Genomic DNA, 16,539 nt, shown 5'->3' on the forward strand with positions numbered 1-16,539 from the left:
TCGGCTGGTTTGATGACTGCGTAAAGCAGTATCATAATGAATTGTACGAAAAGGGAGAGACCACTTGGTCTCTCTCTTTTTTTGTAGAAATCTAGTTTGCATTGTGATAAAATAAGACCATAGATTGTGAACTGCTACAAAGAAAAAGGTGTGTGAAAATTAGGATGAATCAGAGGAAAAAAATACTGTTTATTACTGGTACCAGAGCCGACTATGGAAAAATCAAACCGATTATGCAGAAGATGGAAAAAAAGCGTGAGGAATATGAGGTATTTGTCTATGTTTCCGGCATGCATCTTTTGCAGAAATACGGAAGCACTTACCGGGAAGTGCAGAAGGATGGTTATAGAAATACATATGTTGCCTTTGAGCAGGTGATGACGGATAACATGAGTTATAACTTAGGTGTTGTGCTTATGAATCTGGCACGTTATGCGGAACAGATTAAACCGGATATGATTGTTGTGCACGGAGACAGGATTGACGCCCTGGCGGGTGCAATTACCGGGGCACTGAATAATATTTTGGTGGCGCACATTGAGGGGGGCGAGATTTCCGGCACGATCGATGATTCGATCCGGCATGCGATTTCTAAGTTTGCCCATCTGCACTTTGTATGCAATGAGGAAGCAAAAAAAAGACTGCTTCAGATGGGTGAGCAGAAAGAGCGTATTTTTGTGATTGGTTCTCCGGATATTGATATTATGTTAAGTGATACCCTTCCGTCTTTGCAGCAGGCATATGAAAAGTATGAAGTGGAGTTTGATTCTTATTCCATTTTTATGTATCATCCGGTGACGACTGAAGTTGAAAAATTGCCGGAGCATATTGGAGAAGTAGTTGATGCCTTGCTTGCATCGGAGAAAAATTATATTGTGGTATATCCGAACAATGATAATGGAACGGAAATTATTTTAAATGAAATCGGGCGGCTGTACGGAAATAAAAGATTTCGTGTTTTTCCGTCCATTCGTTTTGAATATTTTCTGACTTTTTTGAAAAATGCGGATGCGATTATTGGAAATTCCAGTGCGGGAATACGGGAAAGCGGTATTTATGGAATTCCTGCTATTGATATCGGCAGCAGACAAAAAGGCAGATACAATGAAAAGATGTTAAAAAATATCCAGCATGCCAGAGAGGATAAGGCGGATATTTTAGATAAATTACAAAATATTTCATCCCACCGGATTCCATCGAGTGGATTTGGCGTGGGAAATAGTACCGAATTGTTTTTTGAAGTGTTAAAACGTGAGGATATCTGGAATTTGGATATCCAGAAGATTTTTGTGGACATACGGGGGCTGAAAAGATGAAAAAAACATTTTGCATTGGAGATATTTGCGTTGGAGATGACAAGCGTGCACTTGTGATTCCGGAGATTGGAATTAATCATGAGGGCAGTCTTTTGGTAGCGAAAGAAATGGTGTCGGCGGCATACCGTGCCGGCGCACGGCTGATTAAACACCAGACTCATGTGGTAGAAGATGAGATGTGTCAGGTGGCAAAGCAGGTCATTCCCGGAAACTCTTCGGATTCGATTTATGACATTATGGCGCATTGTGCGCTGAGTGAAGAAGACGAAAAAGAGTTAAAGGAATACACCGAGAGCCTTGGCATGGAATTTCTTAGTACGCCATTTTCCAGAGCAGCGGCGGAGCGGTTAGAGAGAATGGGTGTAAAAGCTTATAAGATTGGTTCCGGTGAATTAAACAATTATCCACTTGTGGAGCATATTGCTGAGTACGGAAAGCCGATGATTGTTTCAACCGGAATGAATGATATTAAAAGTGTGGCAAAAGCAGTGAATATTATGGAGAAGTATGGCGTTCCGTATGCACTGATGCACACGACAAATCTGTATCCGACCAAACCGGAGTGGGTTCGTCTCGGTGCAATGCAGGAGATGATGAGGGAGTTCCCGGATGTGCCGATTGGACTCTCTGACCACACGTTAAATAACAATGCGTGTATTGCGGCGCTGGCGCTTGGTGCGGATTTGGTAGAGCGTCACTTTACGGATGAAATGGCAAGAAGTGGACCGGACATAATATGCTCGATGGACGAGGCAGCTTGTGAGGAACTGATTCAAGCGGCAATTGAAGTTCCTATGATGCGCGGCGGAACGAAAGGGGCACTGCCGGAGGAACAGGTCACAATTGACTTTGCCTTTGCTACTGTGGTTACGATTGCACCGGTTAAAAAAGGTGAAGTTTTCACAAAAGAAAATATTTGGGTAAAGCGTCCGGGAACGGGTGAGATTTTAGCCAAAGATTTTACAAAAATACTTGGGAAAAAAGCGGTGGAGGATATTGCCGCAGATACGCAGTTGAAAAATGATATGGTAGAGTAAAGGAGACGAGGATGAAAAATTATAAGAGTCTTTCAGTGTATAAAGGCCGGGATGTTTATATTTTTGGAGCATCCGGAGGGGGAGAGATTGTAAAAGATTATTTGGAATGTCATGATGTGCCAATTCGTGCATTCGTGGATTCCAATGAGGAGAAGTGGGGCACTTCCTTCTTGGGGTACGAGGTAATTTCACCGAAAAAACTACAGGAAGAAGCGAAGGTAAATAGAAATGTGCTCGTTCAGATTGCAAGCAGTTATGAGAATGAAATCCGGGATGAGTTAAAGAAAATGAATATTACGGAGTATATAAGTTTTAGTGCATTTTTTATGATGAAAAATAGAAAGGTTTTTGAACTTTTTCAGCAGGATAAAGAGTTTTATGAGTATTATTTGGAACATATAGTTTCGTCCTTAAATACGACAAAAAATTTGTGGAATCAGTATTTTGATAAGGTCACAATGAATCAAAAAATAGATTCGGCAGTTGCCTTGTGTATGCCGCCTAAAACAGGTAATTTTACAGTTTCGGGTGCTTTTTCGCAAAATGCGTATGATTCTATGTTGTGTGTTGAAACGTGGCATACGTCCTTTTATCTTCCTAAATTTTTTGAGATGGTGAATGTTTTACACAATAAAATTATTACAGCAGTACGTGAACCAATTTCACAAAATATTTCACTATTATTTCAAATTGGAGATGGTGAGGGATATTTGATTGACCAGCCAGAATATTGGGAAAACGACTATTTTAAATTGTTACAGAAGGTAGAATGTATGGATTCGGGCAGTGTTGTGGCAGATTGTATTTTTCAGCGAACGATTCATTCGGATAACAAAACAATGTTTATTCAGAACTTTTTTGAGGAACAGTTTAAGAAACGTCTGGGAGTTGATTTGCTGGCAGAACCGTTTGATACAAAACGAGGATTTTCGATTGTAGAACAAAATGGTTTAGAAATATTTATTTTTCAATTGGAAAAAATTGATTCTATACAAAAGGAACTATTAGCATTTGCTGGTCTGGATTCGAAAATTGAATTTAAGAGGGCAAATGATGCGGCAGATAAATATTATGCACCGTTGTATCAGCAAGTAAAAGAAACAATTTCGATTACAAGACAGTATTTCGAGGATAGTTTTAATAACCCATATATCAAACATTTTTATTCGGAAGAAGATATTAAAAAATTCCGTATGAAATGGGAAAAACATGTGGTAGAGGAGGAAAAATTATGATTTTAGCAGTAATTCCGGCAAGAGGTGGAAGTAAAGGAATTCCGGGGAAAAATATAAAAGATTTGTATGGACAGCCGTTGATTTCTTATACGATTCAGGCTGCACTTGACTGTAAAAAAATTGACCGTGTGGTAGTGTCAACAGACAGCGAAGAGATTGCCGGCGTGGCAAAAAAGTATGAGGCGGATGTTCCATTTTTACGTCCGGCAGCACTGGCAATGGACACCTCGAAAACGATTGATGCGGTTATAGATGTATTGGAGCGGTTACAGGAAACGTATGAATATGTGGTCTTATTGCAGCCGACAAGCCCGCTTCGTACCGCGGAGGATATTGAAAAGGCAATTGATAAGGCGGTTACATCTGGCAAAGATGTGGCATCTGTTTCTCTAGTAAAAGAGCATCCGGTTTTGATGCGGGAGATTGGTACGGATGGCGTATTAGTGCCGTTACTGTCAGGAGGAAGTACCATCCGCAGACAGGATATGAAAGAAATTTATCGGGTAAATGGTGCGGTATATGTAAATCGTGTAGCAGACTTGACAAAGGATACCAGTTTTAATGACAATCCGGTTGGCTATGTGATGCCTGTGGAGCGCAGCATCGATATTGATGAGGAGAGCGATTTTTTGCTGGCAGAACATTTTATGCCGATACCGACGATTGAACTGTGAGGAGATATAGGAAGGAGGAGACTTTATGAGCGAACTGCAGATTGGAAAAAAGATGATAGGAAACGGCTACCCGGTTTATATTATTGCCGAGGGCTGTGATAATCATATGGGTGATGTGGAAGTGGCAAAGGAAATGTGTCGTCAGGCGAAACTTGCCGGAGCAGACTGCATTAAGTTTCAGCATCATCTGCCGGATGAAGAAATGCTTTCGGATGCTGTAATTGCGGGGAAAAATAATATTCCGCTGTATGAGTTTTTGAAGCGGCATGCACTTACACTGAAGCAGCACCGGGAGCTGATGGAATACTGCAAAAAGATTGGGATTCAATATCTTTGTACGCCATTTAGCCTGAAAGCGGCGTATGAACTGGATGCAATGGGAGTCGATGCCTTTAAGATTGGATCCGGCGAGATGACAGATATTCCAACTCTGGTACGGATTGCAAGACTGGGAAAGCCAATGATTGTATCTACCGGTATGAGTACAATTGAAGAAATTCGGCGAACTTATGATGTGTTGAACCAGACAGGAGTTTCTCTTGCTTTTACAAACTGTATCTCTGAATATCCGCCAAAGTATGAGGATATTAACCTTAAATTTATTCTTCAGATGGAAAAGCATTTTCCGGATGCAATTATCGGGCACTCGGATCACACACCGGATTTGTATACGAGTTTTGGTGCTGTGACTTTGGGAGCACGTATTATTGAGAAACATGTGATTTTGGATAAACGGACACCGGGGCCGGACCAATCGGTATCGATTGATTTTCAGGAGCTTCATCAATTAGTAGACGGTATCCGCAAATTGGAAGATGCTCTTGGTTCTGTCAAAAAAGTGCACCCGGGAGAGGAAGAAACGCGTTCGTGGGCTTTTCGCAGTCTGGTTACGAAGCGTCCGATCAAAAAGGGTCAGCGGATTGAAGAAGATATGATTTGGTCGAAGCGTCCGGGTACCGGAATTCCGGCGTATCGCATGAAGGAAATTATTGGTAAATACGCGGCAACGGATATTGATGAAAATGTGCTGCTAAAGGAAGATGATTTTTGTTAGCAGGTGGATTGGCTTGCACCAGCCAGATGCGATATGATATAATGATGCTTGTTGTGACACACTAAAGAAAAAGAGATATATAGTCGATAATAAATATGGTTGTATGAATAAATATTCCTATTTATCCTATGACCAAGGAGGAAAAAGATGAATTGTAATGCCCTGAAAGATAAAAATATATTAATAACAGGTGCTACTTCTGGTATTGGAAAGACAATAGCAGAGCAGTTTGCGAAGGAAGGCGCCCGTTTGGTTCTTGTGGGACGGCGCGAAGAAATTTTGCATCAATTACAGACGGCTTTTGGGCAGGATACAATAACGATTCCCTGTGATTTGAGTAAAACGGAGGATATTGAGAAAATATTTACCGTCTGCCGAGAGAATGCATGTAAATTAAATGGTCTCGTTCATTGTGCCGGAATTGCTGAAATGTGTGGAATCCGGATGTTTGAAACGGAAGATGCTATGAATATGATGAATGTAAATACATTCTCTTTTGTTGAATTGTGTAAACGTTTTTCGGCAAAAAAGAATTCCTATGATGAGTCTGGGATTGTGGCGATTTCGTCGATTAGTTCGATTCGAAATGATGCCGGGATGATTTTGTATTCCATGTCAAAGGCGGCGTTGAATTCAGCTGTCAAGACAATGTCAAAGGAATTTCTCAAGAGAAAAATCCGAGTAAATGGAATTTTACCTGCAAATGTTAAGACCGATATGTTTGTGAGTGGGGAAGATACCTTTGAAGATTTTATGGAAACGGCTCTTGAAAGGCAGCCGCTTGGTATTATTGATACGGAGCAGGTATCCTATCTGGCTGAATTTTTATTGTCGGATAATGCTAAATATATTACAGGAGAATTAATAGTAATGAGTGGAGGAATGACATATTAAAGATAACATCATTGTTCGAAAGGCAGGTATGGATGATATACCAGCCATTATGCAGTTTGTTGAAAAAAACTGGAAAGAAAATCACATTCTGGCAAGAGATGAGGAATTTTTTTATTGGATGTATACCGATGAAGAAGGCTGTAATGTTGTCCTTGCAGAAGATGAGCACAATGATATTTGTGGCATGATAGGTGTCATTAAATACAACTCCACAAAAAATCCGGATATTGTTGGTACGATGTGGAAAGTGTTACATACGAAAAATCCTCAGTTGGGATTGGATATTGGAAAAAAGATGTATGAAATATATAATCCACGATGTGATATAGGTCCGGGACTTAACAAGAGGGCTTTGAAAATAAATCAGATGTTGGGATACTTTGGTGCGGCAATGGGGCATTTGTATGTTTTAGGCGCCTGTATGGAATACCGGATTGCGAAAGTGATAAAAAAGCAGGAGAGAATTTCATGCATGTCAAAGAAACGTCTGTTTGAAATTCATACAAAGGATAAATTGAGAATGATATATAATGATGCTTTGCAAAGAAGACGGGTTCCTTACAAAGATTTTAATTATGTTGTTCATCGATTTATGCAGCATCCGATTTATACGTATCGTTTTATGGGAATTCAGAATGAAGAAGGTGTGATTAAGGCTTTTTTCGTTGTTCGAGAGGTTGAGCATGACGGTGCGAAAGCTTGTAAAATTGTAGACTATTACGGACCTTATGAAGAAATTATCGATACGGCATCAGAGGTGTACCGGTTTGTGGATGAAAATAACTATGAATATATGGATATTTATTGTTATGGAGTTCCGGAAGAATATTTATTTACTGCTGGTTTTTCATGGTGTACGAATGAGGAAGCAATAATTCCAAACTATTTTGCACCATTTGAACAAAAAAATACAGATATTTATTTTGCTACATCACTTTGGGGCGAATTTGATGTATTCCGTGGTGATGCAGATCAAGATAGACCAAGTTAAGGAGGATAATACAGTGAGTTTAGAAGAAAAACTGGATTTGTTAGAAGAAATTATGGATTATGAGGATTCGTTGGGAGTTGATATGGTACTTTCCGATTTGGAAGAATGGGATTCTTTGTCTACGTTAGCTCTTGCTGCGAAAGTCAAAGAGTTATATGGAGAAAATTTAACGAATGACGAAATACAGAATTTTAAAACGGTAAAAGATATTTGTGACTATTTAAAATAGTATAAAGGAGATTGCGCCATGTATGGTGAATTTGACAATATAAAGATTTGCGGAATTGCTTCTGCGGCTCCGAAAAGAGTTGTGGACAATGAAATTATAGCTGAGAAACTAGGAAACCGAAGAGCAAAAAAACAGGTTGCACTCACAGGAATTAAGCACAGGCATCTTATGGACAAGGGGCAATCGGCAGCAGACCTTAGTTGTGTGTGTGGCGAGAAATTATTAAATGAATTAGGCTGGAACCGTGATGAGATTCGAGTGATCGTAAATGTTACACAATCTCCTGATTTTCATACGCCATCAACGGCGATGCTGATTCAAAAGAGACTACATATTGGGCAGGATTGTCTGGCTTTTGATGTGAACCTTGGGTGTACCGGGTATGTCAGTGGATTGCAGATTATATCAGCACTGCTCCAAAATACCGGTGGAAAAGGCCTTTTGTTTGTAGGTGACGGACGATATCGAGAAATGATGGAGGTGCCAACAACGGATTCATTATTGTTTGGCGATGGCTCAAGTGCAACAGCAGTTGAAATAGAAAAGGGTAACCCATTATTTTATGCACAAAAAACAGATGGTGAGCGTTATCAGTTGATTAGCGTGGGTCTTGATGGTACGCTGACGATGGATGGCAACGCTGTGCTACTTTTTTCCTTAAATGAGGTGTGCCAGAGTATCCGTGATATGAGACAGCATTATTCTATTTTGGAAGATAGCATTGATTTTTATATTTTGCATCAGGCGCAGAAACTGATTTTAGATGGAATTGCCAGAGAGTGTGAAATTGATTTAAACAAAGTTCTTCGGTCATATGAAGAATATGGTAATACATCGACAGCAACCTTGCCATTTACCATATGTAATAATGTGGATGAGATAAAAAAGAAGGAACGGGTTCGTTTTTTTCTGTGTGGCTACGGTGTTGGATTGGCATGGTCAAATGTTGTTTTGGATATGGATACGAAACATATTTATCCGATTGAAGAAACCGACTTTTTCTATGAAGATTGATAGAAGGTGAATTATGCAGGGAAAAAATATATTGGTCACGGGAGCATCCTCAGGAATTGGTAAAGAAACGGCCTTGTACCTTGCCAAACAGGGAGCAACTGTAGTTTTAGTGGCAAGAAATGAGACAAGGCTGAAGGAAGTAAAGAATGCAATTGGTGAACATGTGTATTCCTACATTTGTGATTTGAACCAATTGAAAAGCATAAAAGGTATATTTGAATTTTGCAAAGAAAAAGGTTTGAAGTTAGATGGTATGGTTCATGCCGCAGGTATTTCGAATCCAATACCGGTACGTAGTGTTTCAGTAGAGAGTATGCAGGAGACAATGCGTGTGAACTGCATGTCGTTTGCAGAACTTGGGAAATATTTTTGTGGAAAAAAATACTCCAATGAAAATGCATCGATTGTTGCTATCTCTTCGCTGGCGGCAACACGACCGGTTATGGGGCAGTTGACATATGCAGCTTCAAAATCCGCCTTGAATTCGATGGTTGAAGTAATGGCGAAGGAATTTTTGAAACGAAAAATCCGAGTTAATGCAATTATGCCGTCGTATGTGGATACGCCTATGGTTGCGGAAGGCGGACGATTTGGAATGAATAACGGAATTGACGCAATGCCGTTAGGCGTGATTGAGCCGATTCAGATTGCTTATTTGGTAGAATTTTTGCTGTCTGATAAATCAAAGCACATTACAGGTGCTGCTATCCCGGTATCATCGGGAGTATAAAATAAATAAAGGAGAGAACGAAATGACAAGAGAAGAAAAAATTGAAATTATTGCTGATATTTTAGAGGTTGAACCGGATGAAGTGCAGGAAGATATGGTTTTAGAAGATTTTGAAACCTGGGATTCAGTAGCTGTACTGTCAGTTATTGCAATGATGGATGAACATTTTGGGAAATATCCGCATGCATCGGAAATTCGCTCTTATATTAAAGTGGGCGATTTAATGAAAAATATGGAGAAATAAGTATGATAAATCCAATGGAGTTAACAGGCAAAAGAATTATGGTGACAGGTGCCTCTTCCGGAATCGGCAGGGAGACAGCGATACTGCTTAGTAATCTTGGCGCACAGGTGGTTTTGTTAGGCAGAGATGAGCAGAGACTGGCTGAGACAAAAGATAATCTGAGTGGAGAGGGGCATGTGTCAATCTCTTTAGAATTGAGAGAGTTTGAAAAATATGCAGATGCTTTTAAACAAATAAAGGAAACAGGGAAAAAACTAGATGGTTTTGTTCATTGTGCAGGAATTGCTAAAGTAATACCGTTAAAAGTAGTGTCAGCAAATGTAATTCAGGATATATTTGCAGTCAATTATGTTTCTTTTATGGAGTTAATGAAACATTTTGCAAAAAAAACAAATTCCGATGGTGGAAGTGTGGTATGTTTATCCGCTATTAATGCTCATTACCCCCAGAAATGTATGAGCGTTTATGCGGCAACAAAAGGTGCTCTTGAGATGGCTGTTTCTTCACTGGCAGTGGAATTGTTTGAGAAAAAAATCCGCGTGAATGCAGTGGTTCCTGGACCGATTGCAACGCCGATGGCGGCATCCTTTTCGGAAGTAAGTGGAGAGGAAAGCAATATTGTTGGACAGCAGCTAATGGCACTTGGTGAACCGGCAGATATTGCAAATATGACAGCTTATTTACTGAGTGATGCATCCAAATTTATCACCGGAAGAAAATTTTATGTGGATGGAGGAAGATTGTAAGTGAAACGAGAAGAAAATCTAAAATTATTTCAAGATAGAGAAAAAAACTGGATTACCTATGGTGATTTGGTTCGTGCTATGAAAGAGGTAAAGGCAGATGACTGTGATGCTCTTCTTATCCACACGGATTTGTCTTTTGGTCTTCCGACAAGAGAATTAAAACGGAAGGAACTGGTAGAAGTTTTATATGACGCTATTTGTGAATTAGGGGTAAAAACACTAATTTTTCCTACCTTTACATTTAGTTATGGAAACCGTGAGGATTTTGATGTAAAAAACACAAAATGCAAAATGGGAATGTTGAATGAGTATGTGAGAAAAATGCCGGAGTCTGTGCGCTCAAAGGACCCGTTGATGTCTGTTTGTGTTATTGGAGAAAACAAAGAACTTGCGAAAGTTAGTGGAAATAAATCACTTGGTGAGGGAAGTTTTTTTGACCGCTTTCATCACACGAAAAATGCAAGAATTATGTTCTTTGGGGCACAGCTTCCACAGTGTCATACACAGATGCACTATGTAGAAGAGAAATTGCGTGTTCCATATCGATATGACATGAAGTTTGAAGGAAATATAATTGATGAAAATGGAGTATCCACACCGGATGCGCACATTTTGTATGTAAAATATAGAGATGTTCTGCCGTGTGTACCACCTTCGTTTGAGCAGGAATTAATTGATGAGGGACTGTTCTTAAAAAAGAAGGTTGGTAATTCATCAATTGCATGTTTTACGGAGCAGGCAGCTTACGATAAAGAGGTTGAGTGGCTTACGAGGGATGTGAATTGTTTTTTGGCAGAGCCATATGATACGAAACCACTTGTTAAAGAATATTCTTATGGGAATGTAACGACCGTGCAGTAAAAATACAAGGAGGTATAGTTATGTACAAATCGGTATTAGATTATTTCGAGGAAACGGTACAGCGAGTTCCTGAAAAAATGGCAGTCCGTCATAAGGAGGAAGAATGTACATTTGCCGGATTACAGGAAAAGGCACAAAAACTTGGTAGTTATATTATCAAGTTGGCAGGTTCTGTAAAAAATCGTCCGATTGTTGTTTTACTTCCAAAATCAATTGAAGCGGTTGTTTCTGATTTGGGCATATCATACAGCTGCAATATTTTTAATAATCTGGATATTAAAACGCCGGTTCACAGATTGGAGAATATTATAAAACTACTGAAACCGGTTATGGTGATTACAAAAGATGCCTATAAAGATATCATGGATTGGGAAAAACACGGTGTTACTTTGTTGAATCTTGATTGCATAGATGAATCTCAAATGTGTGTGAATCAGGAGAAATTACAAAAGAGAAGAAACCAATTAATTGACACCGACCCATTTTGTATTATTAATACGTCAGGCTCGACAGGAACGCCAAAAGGTGTTGTGTTAAATTACCGCAGTTTTTTTGATTTTGTCAAATGGGCGGATGAAACTTTTTCCTTTGATGGAGAGGAAATTATTGGTGCCCTGTCACCGATTGTTTTTGATATTTACGATTTTGAATTATGTCTTATGATGTTTAAAGGGGCAACCATTGTTTTACTGGATAGTTCGCTTGGTGTATTTCCGGCAAGATTGCTAGAGGAATTGCAAAACAAAGAAGTGAATTTTATTTTTTGGGTACCGACCATAATGGTAAATATAGCGAATATGGATTTACTGGCAAAACTTCCGCTTCCAAAATTGAAAACCGTATGGTTTGCGGGAGAGGTATTTCCGACAAAGCAGTTTAATTACTGGAAAAAGATGGTTCCACAAGCTGTGTTTGCAAATTTGTATGGTCCAATCGAAATTACGTTAGACTGCATCTACTATATTGTGGATAAAGAATATGCGGATGATGAACCGCTGCCAATTGGCATTCCTTGCAACAACACAGATATTTTGCTGTTAAATGAAGAGGATCAACCATGCGGGATTTCGGAGGAAGGCGAAATCTGTGTCCGAGGAACTTCTCTTGCCATGGGATATTATAATAATCAGGAGAAGACAAATGCAGTTTTTGTTCAAAATCCATTGAATCACTCCTACCCGGAACTTATTTATCGAACCGGTGATATTGCTAGTTTAGAGGAAGATGGATTGATTCATTTCAAAGGGAGAAAAGATAGCCTGATTAAACATCAGGGATATCGGATTGAACTTGGTGAAATTGAGCATGAGATTGTAAATAATTTAAAGCTGGCGCCTAATTGCTGCGTGGTCTATGATAAGGATAATAAGCAAATTGTTTTGTTTTATGAGAACAATGGAATTTCAGAGAAAGAAATTCGGAAGGCATTAGCAGTATCTTTTCCAAGATACATGATTCCAACAGAGTATCATGAGATGGAAGAACTTCCGAGAAACACAAATGGTAAGATTGATCGGCTTAAGTTGTCGACAATGATATAAATAAAGGAGTGAAAAAAATGGAAACAATTAAGAAGATTTTAGCAGATATCAGACCGGAATTTGATTTTGAAAGTAGTACGGATTTTATTGAGGATGGTTATTTGGATTCTTTTGATTTGGTTACTTTAGTAGCAGAATTGGATGAGACATATGGCATCTCCATTGATGGGCTGGATATTATACCGGAAAATTTTATGTCTGTCGAAACAATTGCTGAGGTTGTTAAGAAAAATGGAGGCTCATTATGATTGCTACATTTAAAGGAAAGAAAATTACCGGAATGCTTACGGTAATGCCTGAAAATGAATATGATTATGATGAAGAGACAAAAGAAATTGCTACTTTACAGACCAGACGGTTGAAAAAAATCATGGGATTTGGTAAAAGAAGAGCGGCAAAGGAGACGTCAACGAGTTCTGATTTTTGTGTCTATGGTTTAAATTATATGTTTGAACATGACATGATTAAACGGGAAGAAATTGGCGCTGTTGTTGTAACCGGGTTGACACCGGATTATTTCATTCCTCATATCAGCAATATCATTCATGGCGAATGTAAACTGCCAAAAGATGTGATTTGTATGGATATTCCGCAGGGATGTGTTGGTTTTGTGTTGGGTTCTCTGCAGGCACTCATGCTGCTTGATGTAGTTGGAAATAAAAAAGTGGTAGTTTTCAATACCGATGTTTTGTGCCGAAAAAAAAGAGAGACACCTCTTTCTTCTCCAAGTTTTGGCGGGGATGCCACGGCAATTACAGTATTTGAAAATGATGAAAAAGCAGCTGATATTTATATGAATTTATATAATGACGGAACGGAAAGAGATGCATTGATTATGCATGCGGGTGGTTACAAAATGCCACATAGTGAAGAGACCGTAAAGCTCGTTGATATTGGTGATGGCACAATGAAAAGTTATGAAGATTTGTGGATGGATGGTTCCAGAGTCTTTAATTTTGTGCAGAAAGAAGTACCACCGTTGATTGAAGAAATTTTGGAGTATTCTAAAAAATCAAAGGATGAAATTGAGTGGTATTTATTCCATCAGCCAAATAAGTTTATGCTGCAAAAACTGGCGGATAAAATGAATATTCCATGGGATAAAGTTCCGATGAATGTTGTTGAGAATTTCGGAAATTCCAGTGGCTCAACCATACCGGTGAATATAACATACAATTTAAAGGATAAATTAATCGATCATTCGTATACTTGTTGTTTGTCCGGTTTTGGTGCGGGATTATCCTGGGGATCAATGATTATGGAACTTGGAAATCTTGATTTTTGTGAAATGCTGATATCAAAATATTGAGAGGAGCAGACTTTGAAGATTAGAGAGATTGTAAAAAGGATTTCCGATTTAAGAAAAACGAGGAAACCATTTGTTTCAAATTATTACTTGTCACTGCAAAAGTCTGATAAGGATTTTGTAACATGGACAACGGATTCAAGTATTGTATTCTGTGATCAGGAAGAAAATCTATTGAGATGTTATTTTGCATCGGTAGATTTACAGGATTTAAATACTTTATTTGAAAAGGTTCCATCGGATGCAGTAATGGATTATATTGTGAAAGAGGAACTTTCAGAATTTTCCTGGGTGAATGATACATTGTTTCGTCATTATACAACATTAGCTCGACATACATATCTGGATTTGTGTGGTGAACATGAAAAATCCAAACATGAACTTTTTATGGAGCAGTTTTATGAAGAAAATTTTGGAGAATTTGCTACCGAAAAAGATGCAGTGGAATTGTATCAAATGTTGTACCAAATATTTGATTTTCGTGTAAGCAGGCTTCCGTCTATGGAGGAATTGCTGCAATTAATTCGAAAAAAATGGGTTTTATTATACCGGGAGAAGGGAGAAATTATTGCTTTTCTAATGTATCAGATAGAAGGGAAGAAATACTATGGGTATCAGATATATAACAGCGGTACGGCAGATATAACCTATAATTTGGAGCGAAGAGCCGTTGAGTATGCAAAAGAGCATTATGGAGTGAAGAGCAGCTATTCGTGGACAGAAATTGGAAACCTTGGGGCTAATAAAAGAGCCGGGGAAATCGACGGCACTTTTGATTATATATTTATAAAAAGATAAAAATGCAAGGAGGAACTGAACATGACAGTACAGGAAAAATTGGAAGTCTTAGAAGATATTTTGGAATTAGATGAGGGAACTTTAAAAGTAGAAGATTCACTGGAGGATATTGACGAGTGGGATTCTATGAGTAAATTATATTTAGTGACCTATGTAAAAAAAGAAATGCAGAAAAGACTGACGGTAGATGAAATTAAAAATTTTGAAACAGTACAGGACATTTGCGATTATTTAGATTAAGAGAACAATTTTAGGAGCAGACATGGAAGGATTAATTGAGAATATAAAAATTGCTGGAATTGCAAGCTGTGTCCCAAGACACACAGAAGACAATATGGATTATGGCAATGTGTTAGATGAAAAAAGAGTAAAAAGGCAAGTTAAACTTACTGGGATTCGAAAGAGACATACTAGCAGAATTGAACAGAGAGCATCGGATTTGGCAGTTTGTGCAGCCAATGATTTGCTTACAAAACTAGTTTGGGAAAAAGATGAAATTGGTGTACTTATTTATATGACCCAGAGTCCGGATTACTTAATTCCTTCTACGGCGATTGCATTGCAGGAGCGCATGGGTTTACCGAAAGAGGTAGTTGCTTTTGATGTAAATTTGGGATGTTCTTCTTTTGGATATGGTATTCATATTGCATCTTCTTTGATGAACACGATGCCTGCTTGTAAAAAGGCCCTTTGCTTGGTCGCTGACCGGGTAGAGAATATGGAGTCTAAAAGACTTTTAAATGCAGACACAGTTTCCTTTTCTTTATTGACCGGTTCGGCAGCTTCTGCGGTTGCAATAGAGAAAAAGCAGGGTGCTTGTATCACTTTTTCAGAATCCTGTGATGGTTCACACTATGATGCAATTTTAGCACGAAGTCCATGGACAGGAACATACATGCAGGGAAATATGGTATTTGAATATGCGATAAATGATGTCAGCAACCGAGTCAATCAGTTTATGGAAGAACATAAATTACAGGTAGAAGATATTGACTACTTTATCTTTCATCAGGCACAGAAATTGATTTTGGATAATATTTCTTTTGCCTGCAATATACCAAGTGAAAAGATGCTTACATCTCTTGAAGAATATGGAAATACATCGGGGGCTTCTGTGCCATTGACGTTATGTGCAAACGTAGAATTATTGCATAAAAAGGATTGCATTAAAGTGATTACCTGTGGTTATGGAGTTGGTTTGTCATGCAGTATTGATTATATGGAGTTGTCAACAGATACAATTCTGCCGATAACAGAGTCCGACTGGCATTATGACGAGGATAAAGAGCGCTGTGGTGAGTTATGGCAAAGTAAAATTATTGTAATGGATGCCGACACCTCATTAATGGAGTATGTTTCGGAAATATTGGATATGCAAACCGCTGAATTGATTCTTTGTGGAAAAAACCAGCAGAAATTAGAGAAAATTGCAAATAAGCATTTTTGGAATACCAAAATTGTTGTTGGTGAAAATGAAATGGAAATTGTAAATCAATTAACCGAAGAAGAAAATGTAACTGCAATTGTTGGACAAATATCGGAGGATTATGTAGATAAACTTTTACGGAATCATATTTTGCAGGAAGACGCATCCATTATTATTTTAGATAAAAAAGAATGCGAATTACCAGCAATTCATGAAGTGTATCCGTCAGTACGCATTTGTTCTCTTGTGTACAATGAAAAGTCATTAGATATCATAAATGACAATTGGACCTATGAATTTATGAAACGCAATTTGCCAATTGAGATGATTCGTCCAACGTATTTGGCGTTTGGAATTGGCTGGTGTTTAAGAAAAGAGTCAAAGCTGTTTACAAAAATGACTCTTTATTTAGACGAATCATTAGACAAATTTGTGTTATAATT

The 16,539-nt window shown here is 38.5% G+C and carries 19 protein-coding genes; all 19 read left to right on the forward strand.

Annotated features, from left to right (window positions below; translation table 11 throughout):
• Positions 1-164: 164 nt before the first annotated feature.
• The 19 genes from neuC (at position 165) to DW005_RS01550 (ending at position 16,537) form a co-directional block, all read left to right on the forward strand.
• Positions 165-1,316 (forward strand): UDP-N-acetylglucosamine 2-epimerase, encoded by a 1,152-nt coding sequence (gene neuC / locus DW005_RS01460; protein ID WP_117477878.1) that lies wholly within the window; start codon positions 165-167, stop codon positions 1,314-1,316.
• Positions 1,313-2,353 (forward strand): N-acetylneuraminate synthase family protein, encoded by a 1,041-nt coding sequence (locus DW005_RS01465; RefSeq protein ID WP_117477879.1) that lies wholly within the window; start codon positions 1,313-1,315, stop codon positions 2,351-2,353. Before neuC ends, DW005_RS01465 begins: the two co-directional genes overlap by 4 nt.
• Before the next feature lie 11 nt (positions 2,354-2,364).
• Entirely contained in the window at positions 2,365-3,588 is a 1,224-nt protein-coding gene (locus tag DW005_RS01470; RefSeq protein WP_117477880.1) for a putative capsular polysaccharide synthesis family protein, read from the forward strand.
• Entirely contained in the window at positions 3,585-4,262 is a 678-nt protein-coding gene (locus DW005_RS01475) for an acylneuraminate cytidylyltransferase family protein (protein WP_117477881.1), read from the forward strand. Before DW005_RS01470 ends, DW005_RS01475 begins: the two co-directional genes overlap by 4 nt.
• Positions 4,263-4,287: 25 nt before the next feature.
• Positions 4,288-5,316, forward strand: a complete 1,029-nt coding sequence (locus DW005_RS01480) for an N-acetylneuraminate synthase family protein (RefSeq protein ID WP_117477882.1) — start codon at positions 4,288-4,290, stop codon at positions 5,314-5,316.
• Between the two features lie 147 nt (positions 5,317-5,463).
• Positions 5,464-6,210, forward strand: a complete 747-nt coding sequence (locus tag DW005_RS01485; RefSeq protein ID WP_117477883.1) for an SDR family oxidoreductase — start codon at positions 5,464-5,466, stop codon at positions 6,208-6,210.
• Positions 6,211-6,238: 28 nt separating this feature from the next.
• Positions 6,239-7,201: a hypothetical protein gene (locus DW005_RS01490; protein ID WP_117477884.1), complete on the forward strand. Its 963-nt coding sequence runs from the start codon at positions 6,239-6,241 to the stop codon at positions 7,199-7,201.
• Positions 7,202-7,214: 13 nt separating this feature from the next.
• Entirely contained in the window at positions 7,215-7,430 is a 216-nt protein-coding gene (locus tag DW005_RS01495; protein WP_181974908.1) for a phosphopantetheine-binding protein, read from the forward strand.
• 18 nt (positions 7,431-7,448) lie between these two features.
• Complete coding sequence (locus DW005_RS01500; RefSeq protein ID WP_117477886.1) at positions 7,449-8,444, forward strand: ketoacyl-ACP synthase III; 996 nt, start codon at positions 7,449-7,451, stop codon at positions 8,442-8,444.
• Positions 8,445-8,457: 13 nt separating this feature from the next.
• Positions 8,458-9,174: an SDR family oxidoreductase gene (locus DW005_RS01505; protein WP_117477887.1), complete on the forward strand. Its 717-nt coding sequence runs from the start codon at positions 8,458-8,460 to the stop codon at positions 9,172-9,174.
• 22 nt (positions 9,175-9,196) lie between these two features.
• Positions 9,197-9,418, forward strand: a complete 222-nt coding sequence (locus DW005_RS01510) for an acyl carrier protein (RefSeq protein WP_022376500.1) — start codon at positions 9,197-9,199, stop codon at positions 9,416-9,418.
• Positions 9,419-9,420: 2 nt separating this feature from the next.
• Complete coding sequence (locus tag DW005_RS01515; protein WP_117477888.1) at positions 9,421-10,164, forward strand: SDR family oxidoreductase; 744 nt, start codon at positions 9,421-9,423, stop codon at positions 10,162-10,164.
• Positions 10,165-11,025 carry an AAC(3) family N-acetyltransferase gene (locus tag DW005_RS01520; protein ID WP_117477889.1) on the forward strand — a complete coding sequence of 287 codons (861 nt, stop codon included), beginning with the start codon at positions 10,165-10,167 and terminating at the stop codon, positions 11,023-11,025. It abuts the gene before it with no gap.
• A gap of 20 nt (positions 11,026-11,045) precedes the next feature.
• Positions 11,046-12,566 (forward strand): AMP-binding protein, encoded by a 1,521-nt coding sequence (locus DW005_RS01525; RefSeq protein WP_117477890.1) that lies wholly within the window; start codon positions 11,046-11,048, stop codon positions 12,564-12,566.
• Between the two features lie 17 nt (positions 12,567-12,583).
• Positions 12,584-12,814 carry an acyl carrier protein gene (locus tag DW005_RS01530; protein WP_022376496.1) on the forward strand — a complete coding sequence of 77 codons (231 nt, stop codon included), beginning with the start codon at positions 12,584-12,586 and terminating at the stop codon, positions 12,812-12,814.
• Positions 12,811-13,875, forward strand: a complete 1,065-nt coding sequence (locus DW005_RS01535; protein ID WP_117477891.1) for a 3-oxoacyl-[acyl-carrier-protein] synthase III C-terminal domain-containing protein — start codon at positions 12,811-12,813, stop codon at positions 13,873-13,875. The genes DW005_RS01530 and DW005_RS01535 overlap by 4 nt, the downstream gene beginning before the upstream one ends.
• Before the next feature lie 12 nt (positions 13,876-13,887).
• A complete protein-coding gene (locus DW005_RS01540; protein ID WP_117477892.1) occupies positions 13,888-14,670 on the forward strand; it encodes a hypothetical protein in 783 nt (260 codons plus the stop codon).
• Between the two features lie 21 nt (positions 14,671-14,691).
• Complete coding sequence (locus DW005_RS01545; RefSeq protein WP_117477893.1) at positions 14,692-14,910, forward strand: acyl carrier protein; 219 nt, start codon at positions 14,692-14,694, stop codon at positions 14,908-14,910.
• Between the two features lie 22 nt (positions 14,911-14,932).
• Entirely contained in the window at positions 14,933-16,537 is a 1,605-nt protein-coding gene (locus tag DW005_RS01550; RefSeq protein WP_117477894.1) for a ketoacyl-ACP synthase III, read from the forward strand.
• Positions 16,538-16,539 lie beyond the last annotated feature (2 nt).

This window comes from Clostridium sp. AF36-4 (genome assembly GCF_003435975.1).
Classification (GTDB): Bacteria; Bacillota; Clostridia; order Lachnospirales; family Lachnospiraceae; genus Eubacterium_F.